Raw genomic sequence first — 16438 nt, 5'->3', positions numbered from 1 at the left:
GCTCTCTATGCAACAACGCCATCATCCGCTGCTCAGCGCCTCGCTGGGGACCCAGCGCGACATTATCAGCTATCACTTTGGTCAGCCCGGCGCGCGCCAGGTCTATATCCAGGCCGGACTGCACGGCGACGAACTGCCGGGCGTTACCGTCGCCTGGTACCTGAAAAACAAGCTGCAGGCGCTGGAAGCCGCCGGCCGCGTCGCCGCGCAGATTACCCTGGTGCCGGTGGCGAACCCGATCGCCCTCGGCCAGCACCTGCACGGCACCCACCTCGGGCGTTTTCACCTGCCGTCGGGACAGGACTTTAACCGGCGGTATCCGTTACCGGGCAAAGCCATCGCCGCCCTGCTGGCCCCGGTACTGACCCAGGACGTGGAGCAGAACCGCCAGCTGATCCGCCAGGCAATCAGCGACTGGTTCAGCCAGCAGCCGCCGCTCACCGAGCTGGACTCGCAGCGCCAGGTGCTGATGCAGATGGCCTGCCAGGCCGATCTGATGATCGACCTGCACTGCGACTGGGAGTCGCTGCCGCACCTCTACACCACCCCGCAGGCCTGGCCCGCCATCGAACCGCTGGCGCGCTACCTCGGCAGCCGGATACATCTGATTGCTGAGATCTCCGGCGGCGAGCCGTTTGATGAGGCCTGTACCGAACTGTGGAACAGCCTTAATCGTGAGCTGGGCGACCGTTTCCCGCTGCCGCCAGGCCTGCTGCCGGTGACGCTGGAGCTGCGCGGCGCGCGCGACGTCAGCCATGCGCTGGCCGAACAGGACGCCGACGCCATCCTTAACGCGCTGACCTACGCCGGGTATCTGTCGGGCAGCGCCCCGCCGCTGCCGCCGCTGGAGAACCCGCCGGTGCCGCTGGCCGGCTGCGAGTATCTCTCTGCACCGCATGCCGGGGTGATCCTGCACCGCCGTGAGGTGGGCGAATGGATCGCGCCCGGTGAAGTGGTGGCCGAGATCCTTGATCCGCTCAGCGACAGGCTGACCCCGCTGGTTGCCGAATTCGGCGGGTGGCTCTATGCCCGCCACTGGGTACGTTTCGCCACCGCCGGGATGCTGGTTACCCGGCTGGCCGGCGGCAACGCCGAACGCGAAGGTCCGCTGCTGGTGCCATAAGCGGCCACCAAACAAAAAAGGGCTTCCCATCACGGGAAGCCCTTTTTGCGTACGTCACCCTTTCAGGCGATCGTTATTTTCCGCGCAGACGATACTGGCGGCTGGCAAAGCGGCCGATGACCACGGCAGAACCGAGTACGGCACCGAACACCAGCGCGAGAAGCAGCGTCAGCGAACGCTTAGGGCTGTCACGGCGGAACGGGGTGTCGGGCTGAGAGATAAAGCGGAACGACTGCAAATTATCCACCTGAATTTTCAGATGTGTCAGAGAGAGCAGCGCACGCTGAGTTTCGTAATAGAGATCGTTAAAAGTCAGCGGCCGGGTATCTTCATTCGCAATCATCGCCTTCAGCGATGAGACGCCAAGCAGATACAGCGTGTCATCCGACAGGAATTCCGCCTGGCTGAGCTGGGAGTGGGTAATGTTAGCCTCTTCCGCTATTTTCAGCGATTGTCTGATCACCGCCATACGCTGCTCTTTCTTATCCAGCGCGACCTGTTTCTGCGCTGCCAGCGAGTCTGAAAGCTCGCGGGTTTTAACACTCAGACTGCGACGAATATCGGCACCATAATCTTCGACGACGTCATCATTCACTTTACTGATATAGCCGTTAAGCGCTTTTTTCGCCTCTTCTGCTGAACCGGCACAAAGGCAAACCGCAGCGAATCATTGCTGTTCTGTGAGACAGGCTCAACGGTCAGAGACTGTGGCTCGCCCTGATTTTTCAGTTCGCTGGCAAGCGCGCTCATCGATGCGCTGAAGCGGCCGAACAACTGTTGCTGGAGCTCGCCCAGAGCAGGTTTATCTCTGGGGTTCTGTTCATAGAGCACGCTGAGCGCTGCATTATAGTTAGCAACCTGTCCGGCCGCGGGCAGCGTCACAATCGCGCTGGAGGTCCATTTCTCTTTAACCACCGCCAGATAGCCGCAGGCCAGCAACAGCGCTATCAGCATGGTGGACAGGATAATGATTTTTCCGCGCCACAGTTGAGCGATAACATCCAGCAAGTCCAGGTCATCCTGACGATAGGTCGAATCACGGGATGCAGCAGCATACCCGGACATTTGATTGTCTTGGTGCATAATTGATTATTCCAGCGAGAAAAAAGCCAACACGGCGAGCGTGCTTAGATGAAAAAAAGAGTAGAAAAGTTAAGGCGATAAAGCAGTGTATTCTGCATAAAAACGGAAAAATCAGAAAGAAAACCTCCCGCCGGACGGCGGGAGGTCAATGGCAGATTAGTCCAGCCACTCGGTGTGGAACACACCGTCTTTATCAATACGCTTGTAGGTGTGAGCACCGAAGTAGTCACGCTGCGCCTGAATCAGGTTAGCCGGCAGCACCGCTGAACGGTAGCTGTCGTAGTAAGCGATAGCGGCAGAGAAGGTCGGCGTCGGGATACCGTTCTGCACGGCATAGGCCACCACGTCACGCAGCGCCTGCTGGTATTCGTCGGCGATGTTCTTGAAGTACGGTGCCAGCAGCAGGTTAGCGATGTCGGCGTTGTCGGCGTACGCATCGGTGATCTTCTGCAGGAACTGGGCGCGGATGATGCAGCCCGCACGGAAGATCTTGGCGATCTCACCGTAGTTCAGGTCCCAGTTGTTCTCTTCAGAAGCGGCTTTCAGCTGTGAGAAGCCCTGTGCGTAAGAGACGATCTTACCCAGGTACAGTGCACGACGCACTTTCTCTTCAAACTCGGCTTTGTCGCCAGACACCGGCTGCACGGCCGGGCCGCTCAGCACTTTAGATGCCGCAACGCGCTGAGTTTTCAGCGAGGAGAGGTAGCGGGCAAACACGGATTCGGTGATCAGTGACAGCGGCTCGCCGAGATCCAGTGAACTCTGGCTGGTCCATTTACCGGTGCCTTTGTTCGCTGCTTCATCCAGAATGACGTCAACCAGGTAGTTACCCTCTTCGTCTTTCTTGGTGAAGATATCTTTGGTGATGTCGATCAGGTAGCTGCTCAGCTCGCCTTCGTTCCACTCGCTGAAGGTTTTTGCCAGCTCGTCGTTGCTCAGGTTCAGGGCATTTTTCAGCAGGGAGTAGGCTTCTGCGATCAGCTGCATATCACCGTATTCGATGCCGTTATGCACCATCTTCACGTAGTGACCCGCGCCATCCGGACCCATATAGGCGACACAGGCTTCGCCTTCGGCGCGTGCTGCGATCTGATCCAGAATCGGTGCTACCAGCTCGTAGGCTTCTTTCTGGCCGCCAGGCATGATTGACGGACCCTTCAGCGCGCCCTCTTCACCGCCGGAAACGCCGGTACCGATGAAGTTGAAGCCCTGCTCAGACAGCTCGCGGTTACGGCGAATGGTGTCTTTATAGAAGGTGTTACCACCGTCGATCAGAATGTCGCCCTTGTCCAGGTGAGGAGTCAGAGAGGCGATGGTTTTGTCGGTCGCTTCACCGGCCTGCACCATCAGAAGAATACGACGCGGTTTTTCCAGGGAGTCGACGAACTCTTCTACGGTGTAATGCGGAACCAGGTTCTTACCCGGGTTCTCAGCAACCACTTCGTCCGTCTTCTCACGCGAGCGGTTGAAGATAGAGACTGAATAGCCACGGCTCTCAATGTTGAGTGCCAGATTACGGCCCATAACAGCCATACCCACAACGCCGATCTGTTGCTTGGACATACCTACTCCTGTCTACGTGATGTTTCCTGCAGTAATGTGACTGCGGTCAATGTTCTAAACATGTTAACTCAGGTTTAGGTGCAGTGGGTAGTGATTGATGCGATAGATTTTGACTGAAAATGAAAGGCGATTTATCGACTAACACGCTCATTTTATGGGGGTTTAAAACGCATTCCGCCATTTTTTTTCTCAAAAAGCTATCACGATTCAGCCTCATCGACTGGAAAAACGGAACTGACACTTCCCCTGAGGAAACATTCATTCATCGGTATAGAGTTTCAGATACTGTTTCAGGCAGTTTGACAGAGGAAAATGCTCAATAACGTGCTGACGACCAAACCGACCAAATTCCGCAGCCAGTGAAGAGTCGGTCAGAATGCGATACAGACAGTCTGCCTGGGCCGCGTAGTCATCGGCACTGCATATCAAACCCATTTTATTGGCGATCACCACCTCCGGGATGCCCTCGACATCAGAAGCGACGATGGGACGCGAGAACAGCGCAGCCTCGGTGAAGGTAAAACCGAATGCTTCGTAGAGAGAGGGGCAAAAAAACACGTCACAGCGTGCATAGAAGTGTTCAGGGTTGCCAATCCAGCCGTGGAACGTCACCTGTTGTTCAATGCCCAGTTCACGCACCAGCGCTTCACAATCTGCTCTGAGTTCACCATCGCCGACCATATCGAAATGCGCACCGGGCAGCTTACCCAGAAGGCAGGCAAACGCGCGGATAGCGGTCAGGGGGTTTTTCTGCGTATCGAGCCGGCCGACAAACAGGACCCGTTTTACCGCTTTGCCTTCTTCAGCCTCAGATAACGAGGGAGTAACCGGCGCCTGGTTTATCCACTTCTCAGGATTAATGCCATTATAAATAAAGCAATTCTTTTTCCAGAAAAACGGGCGATAATAGCGAAGATAGAACTTATTGACCGATACGTTAACATGGCCAAATTGCAGAGCGAATGCTTCAAGACCGTAATAAAACACTCTCTTAAGCAGACTTTCGTGCTCATGAAAGGCAATGCCATGCACGGTATGAATGACCTTTTTAATTCCCGCAAGTCTGGCGGCAATACGGGCGATAACCCCGGGCTTTGTCGAATTGGTATGAACGATGTCAAAACGATAGCGACGAAATATCTGCCACAGCTCGAGGGTTGCAGCAAGATCGTGAGGCCCTGTCGATCGGCACAGGTGCTTTGCCCAAATGATTTTTACGCCGGCCTCGGTGAAGGCCTGAATAAACTCCTCCCGCTGCCCTTCCGCTACCTGCTCTGCCTCAGAGCAGATAAGATATTTTTCGTCAAAGGGCAGATCTTTCAGAATATGTAAAGAAAAGTTCTGTACGCCGGATAATTTCGGCATAACCTGGACATGCGCAATACTAGGCATTGACCATCCTTGTCAGCAGCGACAGCATAAGATCTTTACGATAAAGCAGTTTTGTTTTCAGACTGCGTTCGCTTTTGAACCCGCAATGCGTTACCGCGCTGCCGTGACGACGGTAAAGAATATAGGGCTGAGCCAGGAATGTTACTTTTCCCCGCCAGCAGGCCATCAGGCCAAGCCACGTGTCATGGCCGATATCCCGGTCCGGGAACGGCAGCGCGCGGCGTAATACCCCGGCGCGAAAGGCCATACAGCATCCGTGGAAAGAGCTCTTCCACAGCGTGCGCAGCAGGCTCTTGCTGGGCGGGATGAATTCATACCAGGAGTTAATCAGCGTCTGGTGGTTGTCATCAACCACTTTGCAGTCGCAGACCACCAGGTCAGCGCCACTCTGCAATTCGGCCACTGCGGCCACAACGCGGCCCTCCAGCCACTCGTCGTCCTGGTCGGAGAGGAAAATAAATTCACCCTGTGCTTTCTCCAGCGCAGAGGAAAAACTGTTTTTCACCCGTGAAATGACGGGGGTGGCAGCCGGCAGCCAGTCACGCGAATGGCTGATAACCGTTACTCGTGGATCGTTAAACGCAGCAATAACCGCTAACGTACTGTCCTGACTGCCATCGTCGGAAATGATGACTTCATCATGCTCGTCCAGTTGTTTTAAAATACTCAGCAGCTGTTGGTGAATATAGTGTTCGCCGTTATAGGTGGCCATACATACTGAAATCATACTTCTTCACTTCTCCTGAAAATGTATCCTTTGATGAAAATCTTCAAGAAATCGAGATTACGGGTGCGCGCGGTCAGTTTTAGCATTCGCAGCGTCACAATCATCAAATACTGCAGGCTGTCGAGAGCAGAATCACGTTCGCAGCCCAGGGCACACTGGCAATAGAGTTTAAAACGACGCGCAAGCGCGGAAACATCGCGGGTGTCATTTGAAAAATCCTGCGTTGCGACAAAGTCGACAATACAGAATTGGGAATATTTTTTCCTTAAACGCTCGATAAACTGAAAATCGCTGAAGTCGAGGAAGGCGCGTTCATTATAGCCACCGACCTCCAGCAGTTTTTCAGTTGAAACCATCATACAGCTGTTGATGGGAGCCCAGTGCCGAAAGTCCGCTAAGCCACGGTGGACCTCTTTGGGCGAAAAGCCGCGATGGAAGCGGTACTCACAGGGTGAGCAGATCGCCCCTTGTTGAGTTTTAAGCACCGGGGCAAACAGCGGAAGCTGCGGATGCAACAGCATGGCATCACGATAACGTTCCAGGGCACCGTCCGGTAACAGGGTGTCCTGATCGAGCAACAGCAGCCAGTCGTAACCCTGTTCACTGGCGTAACGTGCGGCGGTGTTATAGGCACGGCTGACGCCGGAATTCTGCCGATCGTGATGATAGATAACCTCAACCGCTGCCGCGTCGGTGCCTGGCTGTTGAGGACTGGCAACGGGAGAATTATCATAAACGAAAATTTTATCGATCCCGAGCACACCGATATTCTGCGCCAGCAGAGAACAGACGCTCTGGCTGCCATTCAGCTTTGTTTTGTACAGAACAATAACGGGCAAAACTTTCATCATCACTCCCAAAATACCGACCACGGCAAAAGAATTTTATTATGATAAATATTAAGATAAAACATAAACAGGGTTATCGAAATGATTATACCTAACCCAACAGACTTCCTGGCGGACACCGACATCAGGCAGGGAAGCAGAAACACCTCTGAAAATCCAAACAACTCTGATATACGAATGCTAAAGGCAGGAATATCAAAAAACATCACCCAGAATAAAGAAGAAAAAATATAGAAGCGAAACATTGTATTATGAAACGGAGAGTGGCTGTATCTGCGGTTGGCAAATAAAAATATCAACGCAATTACTGCCAGCTTCAGCATCTGCATCATACTGAAAACATTGACTGGCTGCAGGGCTCCCGAGCGTGTTTCCTCACTATAGGCAAGGAACTTCTCCTGTACGAAGCCGATAGGTATATAGGAGAACACGCTCGCAAGTCCAAATTTCATAGCATACAAAACGTATGCAAAGACCAGCACAAAGATATAAATCAGAAGTTCTTTATTTTTGACCCTTCCCTTAGGCAAAAATGGCACAATTAAGAACATCAGTGCGGAATAATGGAAAAGGAAAGAGATGAAGATCAACAGATAATAGGTATATCTCCGGTTACTGAACCAGCAGACGATCGCGGCGAAAGCAATACCAATCGCAACACCGATGCGTATCTGCGTCATATCATGCAAAATATAATAATTGCAGTAATAAATCAGCAATGACAGCAGCGGATAGAGACTATACTTTCTCAGTAACTCATGTTTTACCGTGAGGGAAATAAAGGCAAACCCTATAAAAATCAATGCAGGGCTGTTAATCAGGTAATAAGAAAGCCATGTAAAGAAATAGAAGGCAGGCTCAATCAGATAAGTCTGCCCCTGAGTAATATAGCCGTAGATATTCAGATAACTATGATGATCGGGATCAATGTCTCCGCGTAGCGCGCAAAACACTAACAGCGTAACACACATAAATGAGAACATCAGCCGGGACAAATAAACCGGACATCTTCTGTCAACGGATACCAGCAGCATCCCCAGCAGAATCATATAACCGAAAATATAAATTATCATAGTTGAAAACTATTTGATGAAGCAGATATTTAGCTGCGCATCTTTTCCCTGGAAAAACTGAATGCCTTTCCAGGAATGACCGCCAACGCGAAAACACTTACTGATTAAAATAATGCCGGATTTCATCAATCGCCTGGATCACGTTTTGACGTGACTTTTCATGTTCGGCGAGAATATGTTCTGACACTTTATGGCGCGTGGCAGCGGCCCACTCCAGCTGCTGCGGCTCAAAACCGTAGGCCAGCCCGTAACGGTCGCTCTCCTGCGGGTACCAGTCAGTGATGCTGCGCCCTTTCCCCGGCACGACGATCGATTCACAGCCACTCAGCACGGCAAAAATAGAGTACGCGGTGTAATCATCATAGGAGATAAAACGTCGGGCGCGCCGGAACACGTTCGCCATTTCCTGATGGGACAGCCCATCCACCGCGACAGATCCTGCAGGGTGAACAGCGGGTTTATCGGTGCCTTTTCTCACCATATGGCAACATTCCAGCGTCCTGTTATCATCCGCACCTTCCACAGGCTGATAGATATCCAGCGGATAATAGATAACCTTGAGTTCATGCGCGGACAGCACCGAATCTGCACGGGAAAAGTCATCAATGGCGGAATTAAACTTGAACCAGAGTTCACCCTTACCGTAGTCAATCACGCCGGTATGATACCCCGGCTGGTGCAGAAACCAGCGGACCACGCGCTTCGCCCGCAGCGGATTGCCGTTGGTCACTTCAGGATAGACGACAACCGCATCGTCCGGCAGCTTGCCGTTCTGCCAGACTGGCGTCTGCCAGAGTGGGTTGGTCTGAAAACGTCGCTTACCGTAAACGTACCACTTGAGCTCTGCGGCAATCCTTTTCGGATCGGGCCGGTTAGTGCTGAGCGGGGTCGCGCCCACCAGCCAGGCGCGGCACCCTTCCAGCTGATTGATCAGGTGGCACAGACGGTGCAGAACAAGGATCCCGCCACTGTTCCCGTCATAGCTGTTGGCATAAATAAAGACATTCATTGGACACTGGCTCTTATTGTAATGTTAATTTTATTTCTGATAAGCAAAATGTAGCCACCGGTAAGAACCGTTCCCCCAAGGCCCTTCAGCATCAATATAGCGAAACTGACAACGCGACTTGTGGAGGGGATATCCACCCGGGCGATAAACCAGAACCAGACCAGCGAAATGAGTATGACCGGCAGCAGCATCTGGTAGAGCAATGCGGCTCCGGAGACAAAATAACGATGAAAGTTATAGCCTGCCCACAGCAGGAACAGCAGACCGCTGCTGGCCGCAAAAAACAGCGATGTCCCCTCACCCTGCCAGACGCGGGCAACAATGACGTTGAGAGGGACCACCAGCACGCTGAAGAGCAGATAGATCAGCGTATGGTTTTTCAGCTGGCCGGAACTGTATCGCAGTAAAAAACAGAGGTTAGAAAGCACGGCAAACACGCTACCGGCAAACAGCCACGGCAGGTAACGCGCGGCGCCCTCAGCCAGAACACGATCGTTGCTCCAGAGATAGAGAAGATCGTTGGCAAAGAAAAACATAAACGCGCTCAGCGGCACCAGCAGCAGGCAGACAAAACTGTAGGCAGCAAAAAAGAACCGCGCAAAGACGGCGAAATTTTTCTCATGCCAGCTACGCGTGAGCCTGGGCAACAGCACCTGGTTGAGGGGATCGCTGATGATGGCAACCACGGTAGTCAGTGACACCGCTACGCTGTATTTTGCGTAATCAGACAGCGCCATAAATCGGGTAAGCGCCAGCTTGTCTGACTGATTAACGATAATCCACAGTATGGATAACAGCGAAAGCTGTAACGCGAACAGCAGCAGGCTTCTTAACGACAGACGGTTGACCACTTCATTAACGTCGCGAAGTCCGGCAACAATCTTCCGTTTAACCCTCTCGCCGTAAAATATCATCAGCGAGGTGTTAATTATCGCGGCAATCAGCTGGGCGAAAAAATAAAATTTTATATCCTGCCGGTAATAGATCAGCAGCAGCAGGGCGCCGGGCTGTGACAGAGACATATAGACAAAGTTGATGGTAGCAAGCGTCGCCTGACTTTCATTCGAAAGCAGTAAACTTCGCCACGGCCCCTGAATATAGTGTACGGCGAAAATGCAAAACATCAGCGACGTACAGAATGCCACTTCCTGATGGCTGAGGCTGGTGTTCAGCCAGCTTTTACCGTAGTGCTGCGCCAGCAGGCTGCCCAGCAGCGCTACCGCGATCCCCACCGTCACAAACAGAATAATGACTTTACGAAACACACTGAGGAACTGACTGAACTGCCCCCGGCTGGTACGTGACACGATCGCCTGCCGGGTTAATACGCCGCCGATGCCGGCATCCAGGATGTTCATGCAGGCCAGCAGAATAGCAAAAAAACCTACCAGCCCGTACGCATCATAGCCGACCAGCTTTATGACCCACGGAACCAGAACAATGCTGATCGCAGCGGCATAAATCCTGACGCTGTAAATATAGGCCAATACATTAAGGTGTTTATTCATTATTGCGGAGGATCATAAGAATTTTTCAGCAGCGGCATCTTTCTCAGAAAGCAGAGGGCCGCCGGACGGCAGCGGCCAGCGGATATCCAGTACAGGATCGTTCCAGGCGATCCCCGCATCGCTCTGCGGATGGTAGTAAGCCGTCGTTTTGTAGACAAACTCAGCGCTGTCGCTCAGAACCAGAAAACCGTGTGCAAAGCCTTCCGGTATCCACAACTGACGTTTGTTTTCCGCCGAGAGGATCTCCCCCACCCACTGGCCACGCGTCGGCGAGCCGGGGCGGATATCCACCGCCACGTCAAACACCGCACCGGCGACACAACGCACCAGCTTGCCCTGAGCGTGTGGCGCACGCTGGTAGTGCAGGCCGCGTAATACGCCTTTAGAGGATTTAGAGTGGTTATCCTGCACAAAACTCACCGGGTGACCGACTGCCTGCTCAAAGACCTGTTGGCTGAAGCTTTCAAAAAAGAAGCCGCGATCGTCGCCAAACACCCGGGGTTCAAACAGCAACACGTCAGGTATTGCCGTGGTGATCACATTCATTATCAGTTCAGACCTTTAATCATTTTCAACAGATACTGACCGTAGGCGTTTTTCGACAGCGGTTCGGCCAGTTTGCGCACCTGCGCAGCATCAATAAAGCCTTTGCGGAAGGCGATCTCTTCCGGGCAGGAGACTTTCAGCCCCTGACGTTCTTCAATGGTCTGAATGAAGTTGCTGGCCTCGATCAGGCTGTGGTGGGTGCCGGTGTCCAGCCACGCGAAGCCGCGCCCCATCATCGCTACTGACAGCTCGCCCTGCTCCATATACAGGCGGTTAATATCGGTGATCTCCAGCTCGCCGCGCGGTGACGGCTGCAGGCTTTTGGCCATCCCGACTACGCGGTTGTCGTAGAAGTAGAGCCCGGTAACGGCGTAGTTACTCTTTGGTTCGGCTGGTTTCTCCTCCAGCGACACCGCCACGCCGTCCGCGTCAAACTCGACCACGCCGTAACGCTCGGGGTCATTGACATGATAGGCAAAGACCGTTGCGCCGGAAGTCTGGCCCACCGCCGACTGCAGCTCTTTTGGCAGGTCGTGGCCGTAGAAGATATTGTCGCCGAGCACCAGCGCACAGCTGTCTTCACCGATAAACTCTTCACCGAGGATAAACGCCTGCGCCAGCCCGTCCGGGCTCTGTTGCACCACGTACTGCAGGTTAAGGCCCCACTGGCTGCCATCGCCAAGCAGCTGTTCAAAACGCGGCGTGTCCTGCGGGGTGCTGATAATCAGGATATCGCGGATGCCGGCCAGCATCAGGGTGCTGAGCGGGTAGTAGATCATCGGTTTGTCATAGATCGGCAGCAGCTGCTTGCTGACCGCCATTGTCACCGGATAGAGACGGGTGCCGGAGCCGCCCGCCAGAATAATTCCCTTACGTGCCATCATGATTCTCTTATTTTTTACGTCCGCTTCGTGCGGAGCGGAAATGATTATTTTACCTGCAACGGCAGAATTTCGGCCAGCATCCGCTGAACCCCCTGCTGCCACTCAGGCAATTGCAGGCCAAACGCCTGCTTAAATTTTGCCGTATCCAGCCGCGAATTAAGCGGTCGCTGTGCCGGAGTGGGATAACCGCTGGTCGGCTGCGGATTAAGCTTCCGCAGCGCCAGCGGCAGGCCGGCTGCATCGGCTTCACTAAACACCAGCCGGGCATAGTCGTACCAGCTGGTCGTGCCGCCCGCCGCAAGGTGGTAAACCCCGGCCAGCGCCGGGTTAGCCAGCGCTTTAACCAGCGCATGGGCGCTACAGTCTGCCAGCAGGTCCGCGCCGGTCGGTGCGCCAAACTGGTCATTAATCACCGCCAGCTCTTCGCGCTGCTGGCCAAGACGCAGCATGGTGCGGGCAAAGTTATTACCGCGGCTGCCGTAGACCCAGCTGGTACGGAAGATCAGGTGCTGGTCACAGGCCGCAATAATTGCCTGCTCGCCGGCCAGCTTGCTGGCGCCGTACACGTTCAGCGGACCGGTGCTGTCGTCTTCCCGCCACGGTCGTTCACCGCTGCCGGAAAAGACGTAATCGGTGGAGTAGTGAATCAGCCATGCGCCCAGCTGCTGCGCTTCGCGGGCAAGCACTTCGACCGCCTGCGCATTCACCTGATAAGCGGCCTGCGGCTCGCTTTCGGCAAGGTCAACGGCGGTCCAGGCGGCAGCGTTAACAATCACATCCGGCCGCAGCTGGCGGACAGTCGCCGCCAGCAGTTCAGGCTGGCGCAGATCGCCACAGTAGTCGGCCGCATCGCTGGCCAGCGCCGTCACCTGGCCTAGCGGCGCCAGCGCGCGCTGCAGTTCCCAGCCGAGCTGGCCGTTTTTCCCTAACAGCAGGATCTTCATTGCTGACGACCCTGATAGTTGTGGTCGATCCACGCCTGATAGGCGCCGCTTTTCACGTTGGCAACCCATTCGGCGTTATCCAGATACCACTGCACGGTTTTGCGGATGCCGCTGTCGAAGGTTTCCTGCGGCTGCCAGCCCAGTTCACGGGCGATTTTGCCCGCGTCAATGGCGTAGCGGCGGTCGTGGCCAGGGCGGTCGGCCACGTAAGCGATCTGCTGGCGGTATGGCGTCTCTTTCGGCACCAGCTCATCCAGCAAATCGCAGATGGTTTCCACCACCTGCAGGTTCTGCTTCTCGTTGTGGCCGCCGATATTATAGGTCTCCCCCACTTCACCACGGGTCAGTACGGTATAGAGCGCACGGGCGTGATCGTCGACGTAGAGCCAGTCACGGATCTGGTCACCCTTGCCATACACCGGCAGCGGTTTGCCCGCCAGCGCGTTGAGGATCACCAGCGGGATCAGTTTCTCGGGGAAATGATACGGGCCGTAGTTGTTTGAACAGTTGGTCACCAGCGTCGGCAGGCCGTAGGTGCGCAGCCAGGCGCGGACCAGGTGATCGGAGGCGGCCTTAGACGCAGAGTAGGGGCTGCTTGGCGCATAGGGGGTGGTTTCGGTAAACAGCGGCAGGGGGTGCCCGTCGCTGACTTCGTCCGGGTGCGGCAGGTCACCGTACACTTCATCGGTGGAGATATGGTGGAAGCGGAACGCCGCTTTACGCGGCTGATCCAGTTCATTCCAGTAGCCGCGAGCCGCTTCCAGCAGCACGCTGGTACCGACGATATTGGTATGGATAAAGTCCGCCGGACCGCTAATCGAGCGGTCAACGTGGCTCTCTGCCGCCAGGTGCATCACCGCATCGGGCTGATGACGTGCAAACAGCTCCCGCATCGCCTGAGCGTCGCAGATATCGGCCTGCTCAAAGGCGTAGCGCGGGTCGGCTTCAACGCTGACCAGCGACTCTGGATTGCCGGCGTAGGTCAGTTTGTCGAGATTCACCACGCTGTCGGCTGTGCAGTTAATAATATGACGTACTACGGCAGAGCCGATAAATCCGGCTCCGCCGGTCACTAAAATTTTCACGCGTCAATTCTCTCTGATTATTTACGTCAACCGTTACCGGCGCGGCCCATTATCTGCATAATGTACCTGAAATCACTTTATTTAACAGTCAGTAAGCGAGCAAACGAAAGCTTAATGCGATAGGATGCGCCTACCCCGTACAGCAGGAAGAAGGATGCCGGCAAAAACAGCAGCAGCTGCCAGCCGTCCGGCACGTGGCAGCCATCAAGGATAATACCGGTCATTGCGCTGAAGACCTGTGCGGAGGTCATCACTAACAGCGTCCAGCGGCCGCTTAAGCCGGCACGCATCAGTATATGGTGCATGTGCTCACGGTCAGCGCGGAACGGGCTGACCCCGCGCAGCACGCGGCTGACCATCACCCGCAGCATATCCACCAGCGGTACGGCAATCAGCCACAGCGCGGTTACCGGGCTCATTACCGCCTCTTCGCCCTGGGTGGCAAGGATCAGCAGCCAGATCACCGTAAAGCCAATCAGCATACTCCCCGCATCCCCCATAAAGACTTTGAACTTGCGCCCCCACGGAATACCGAGGTTAAGCAGGATATAGGGAATACAGGCGGCCATCAGCCCCAGACACCACATCGCCAGCTCCGCGTTACCGCCCATCAGGAACACGATGCTCAGTGAACCGAAGGTCACGCAGGAGAGCGCGCCCAGCAGGCCATCAATACCGTCCACCATATTGAAGGCGTTGATGGCACCGATAACGGCAAATACGGTCATCAGCCAGCCGAGCCCGCCAAGCATCAGCGGATAGCCAAACAGAATATTGCCAAAGGAGGAGAGCGACAGCCCGCTGAGCACCATAACGATAGCCACGCCTGCCTGAATGCCTGCGCGAGGCAGCACCGGCAGATCGAAGCGATCGTCCAGGATGCCGACCACCAGCAATACGCTGGCGCACAGCATGTAAAGCGAGAAGTCCGGCAGCCAGCCCGGCTGCAGCAAATACATGATCCACAGTGAAAAATAAATTGAGACCCCGCCTACCAGCGGAATCGTGCCCTTGTGCTGTTTACGTCCGCCGGGTTTGTCAACCAAACCGACGCGGCGGGCAATTTTACGCGCAATAAACAGCAGTGCCATGGCACCGAGAAAAATAATGAGGATGTCCTGCATATCTCTGCACCCATAATCATTCAGATTGTGCGCTTCGCGCGTTTTTCCCACGCTACCGCCCCTGGCTTTCGCTACCAGCAGGCATAGGTGATGTCCATCATTGTTGGTAAGGCTAGAAGCTTTGGAACGGATTGTGTTCAGGAATAATCCTGAAAAGTCTATTCTGCTGCCGGACTGACTGCCTCTGACAGCCTAACTCCCGGTTACTACAGAGAAAACCCTAATCAGCAAACATCTTAAAATACGTTAAGAGTAGGGATTAAAGTCTGATTCTACGCCAGAAGCCTGCGGAGTATAGATTCAAACTGCATTTTTGGCAAAAAGTGTTAAAAATTAAGAAGTAAGAATAATCTCATTACGATCAAGGAATTAGAATTGCGAGGGAATATGAATGGGCGTAACTTACTGAAAAATAAAAACTTCCGCACGCGGAAGTTTTTTTACGAAATAATAAAGCTGTTCTGATGTTTTCTAACGATAGCCGTTCGGGTTTTTCGACTGCCAGTTCCAGGTATCTCGCATCATCTCATCGATACCGCGTGAGACGCGGAAGTCGAGTTCACGATCGGCCAGCGAGGCATCGGCCCAGAAAGCGGCCAGGTCACCGGCGCGGCGCGGCGAGATCTGATACGGCACCTCACGGCCTGAGGCTTTCTCAAACGCCCTGAGCATCTCCAGCACCGAATACCCTTCCCCGGCACCGAGGTTGTAGGCTTTATAGCCGCTGATGGCTGGCAGGTGATCCAGCGCCTTCAGGTGGCCTTCGGCCAGATCCATTACGTGAATATAGTCACGCACGCCGGTGCCGTCTTTGGTCGGATAGTCGCCGCCAAAGATGCCAAGCTTCTCCAGCCGGCCGATCGCCACCTGGGCAATGTAGGGCAGCAGGTTATTAGGGATACCGTTGGGATCTTCGCCAATCAGGCCGGATTCATGGGCGCCGACCGGGTTGAAGTAGCGCAGCGCGATAATCTGAAACTGCGGTTCGGCGACGGCGAAGTCGCGCAGGATCTGCTCGACCATCAGCTTGGAGGTGCCGTACGGGCTGGTGGTGCCGCCGATTGGCGTGGTTTCCACATAGGGCACCGGCGCGTCGGCACCGTAAACGGTCGCGGAAGAGCTGAAGATAAACTGATGCACGCCGGCAGCGCGCATCTCTTCCAGCAGCACCAGGCTGCCGGTGACGTTGTTCTGGTAGTACTCCAGCGGCTTGCGCGTCGACTCCCCCACCGCCTTCAGCCCGGCGAAGTGGATCACCGCATCGATGGCGTGGCTGGCGAAAATATCGCGCAGGCAGGCGCGATCCAGAATATCGCCTTCCACGAAGGTGGCGGTTTTACCGCTCAGCTGCTCAACGCGCTTTACCGCTTCGCGCGAGGCGTTGCTCAGGTTATCCAGTACAACCACTTCGCTGCCGCGCTGCAGCAGCGAAAGCACGGTGTGCGAGCCGATATACCCCGCCCCACCGGTGACTAAAATTGCCATGATGACTCCTTGCGGGCCACGCCAACGGGCAGGGCCCTGATTAA

16 protein-coding genes are annotated in these 16438 nt (G+C 54.7%); 1 reads left to right on the top strand and 15 read right to left on the bottom strand.

Annotated elements, in window-relative coordinates:
• Positions 1-7: 7 nt before the first annotated feature.
• Entirely contained in the window at positions 8-1123 is a 1116-nt protein-coding gene (locus GKQ23_RS09185) for a succinylglutamate desuccinylase/aspartoacylase family protein (RefSeq protein WP_212410501.1), read from the top strand.
• A 73-nt stretch (positions 1124-1196) separates the two neighbouring features.
• Here the strand turns inward: GKQ23_RS09185 and GKQ23_RS23840 are convergent, their stop codons facing one another.
• The 15 genes from GKQ23_RS23840 to galE all read right to left on the bottom strand — a co-directional run bounded on the left by GKQ23_RS23840 (position 1197) and on the right by galE (position 16394).
• Positions 1197-1718, bottom strand: coding sequence for a hypothetical protein (locus tag GKQ23_RS23840; protein ID WP_249168493.1), 522 nt, complete (start codon positions 1716-1718; stop codon positions 1197-1199).
• Positions 1715-2206 (bottom strand): Wzz/FepE/Etk N-terminal domain-containing protein, encoded by a 492-nt coding sequence (locus GKQ23_RS23835; protein ID WP_249168492.1) that lies wholly within the window; start codon positions 2204-2206, stop codon positions 1715-1717. Before GKQ23_RS23835 ends, GKQ23_RS23840 begins: the two co-directional genes overlap by 4 nt.
• A 156-nt stretch (positions 2207-2362) precedes the next feature.
• Positions 2363-3769 carry an NADP-dependent phosphogluconate dehydrogenase gene (gene gndA, locus GKQ23_RS09175; protein WP_056233244.1) on the bottom strand — a complete coding sequence of 469 codons (1407 nt, stop codon included), beginning with the start codon at positions 3767-3769 and terminating at the stop codon, positions 2363-2365.
• 258 nt (positions 3770-4027) lie between these two features.
• Positions 4028-5161, bottom strand: a complete 1134-nt coding sequence (locus GKQ23_RS09170; RefSeq protein WP_212410499.1) for a glycosyltransferase family 4 protein — start codon at positions 5159-5161, stop codon at positions 4028-4030.
• A complete protein-coding gene (locus GKQ23_RS09165; protein WP_212410497.1) occupies positions 5154-5873 on the bottom strand; it encodes a glycosyltransferase in 720 nt (239 codons plus the stop codon). The genes GKQ23_RS09170 and GKQ23_RS09165 overlap by 8 nt, the downstream gene beginning before the upstream one ends.
• Positions 5874-5884: 11 nt before the next feature.
• Positions 5885-6739, bottom strand: a complete 855-nt coding sequence (locus tag GKQ23_RS09160) for a glycosyltransferase (protein ID WP_056233249.1) — start codon at positions 6737-6739, stop codon at positions 5885-5887.
• Positions 6739-7809 carry an EpsG family protein gene (locus GKQ23_RS09155; RefSeq protein WP_056233251.1) on the bottom strand — a complete coding sequence of 357 codons (1071 nt, stop codon included), beginning with the start codon at positions 7807-7809 and terminating at the stop codon, positions 6739-6741. Before GKQ23_RS09155 ends, GKQ23_RS09160 begins: the two co-directional genes overlap by 1 nt.
• A gap of 97 nt (positions 7810-7906) precedes the next feature.
• Complete coding sequence (locus GKQ23_RS09150; RefSeq protein ID WP_101506559.1) at positions 7907-8818, bottom strand: WavQ; 912 nt, start codon at positions 8816-8818, stop codon at positions 7907-7909.
• Entirely contained in the window at positions 8815-10326 is a 1512-nt protein-coding gene (locus GKQ23_RS09145) for a lipopolysaccharide biosynthesis protein (protein WP_212410493.1), read from the bottom strand. The genes GKQ23_RS09150 and GKQ23_RS09145 overlap by 4 nt, the downstream gene beginning before the upstream one ends.
• Positions 10327-10338: 12 nt before the next feature.
• Positions 10339-10872 (bottom strand): dTDP-4-dehydrorhamnose 3,5-epimerase, encoded by a 534-nt coding sequence (rfbC, locus tag GKQ23_RS09140; RefSeq protein ID WP_212410491.1) that lies wholly within the window; start codon positions 10870-10872, stop codon positions 10339-10341.
• Positions 10873-10874: 2 nt separating this feature from the next.
• The gene (gene rfbA, locus GKQ23_RS09135; RefSeq protein ID WP_056233261.1) at positions 10875-11756 is read right to left on the bottom strand and encodes a glucose-1-phosphate thymidylyltransferase RfbA; all 882 of its coding nucleotides are present in this window, start codon (positions 11754-11756) and stop codon (positions 10875-10877) included.
• 44 nt (positions 11757-11800) lie between these two features.
• Positions 11801-12700: a dTDP-4-dehydrorhamnose reductase gene (gene rfbD / locus GKQ23_RS09130; RefSeq protein ID WP_212410481.1), complete on the bottom strand. Its 900-nt coding sequence runs from the start codon at positions 12698-12700 to the stop codon at positions 11801-11803.
• Positions 12697-13785 carry a dTDP-glucose 4,6-dehydratase gene (rfbB, locus tag GKQ23_RS09125; protein ID WP_056233265.1) on the bottom strand — a complete coding sequence of 363 codons (1089 nt, stop codon included), beginning with the start codon at positions 13783-13785 and terminating at the stop codon, positions 12697-12699. Before rfbB ends, rfbD begins: the two co-directional genes overlap by 4 nt.
• Before the next feature lie 77 nt (positions 13786-13862).
• Positions 13863-14909: a UDP-N-acetylglucosamine--undecaprenyl-phosphate N-acetylglucosaminephosphotransferase gene (gene wecA / locus GKQ23_RS09120; RefSeq protein ID WP_056233482.1), complete on the bottom strand. Its 1047-nt coding sequence runs from the start codon at positions 14907-14909 to the stop codon at positions 13863-13865.
• Between the two features lie 471 nt (positions 14910-15380).
• Positions 15381-16394 (bottom strand): UDP-glucose 4-epimerase GalE, encoded by a 1014-nt coding sequence (gene galE / locus GKQ23_RS09115; protein ID WP_212410479.1) that lies wholly within the window; start codon positions 16392-16394, stop codon positions 15381-15383.
• Positions 16395-16438 lie beyond the last annotated feature (44 nt).

It is taken from the genome of Erwinia sp. E602 (assembly GCF_018141005.1).
Lineage (GTDB): Bacteria > Pseudomonadota > Gammaproteobacteria > Enterobacterales > Enterobacteriaceae > Erwinia.
The sequence above is the reverse complement of the archived record's forward strand: the minus strand, read 5'-3'. Positions and strand labels throughout refer to the sequence as shown.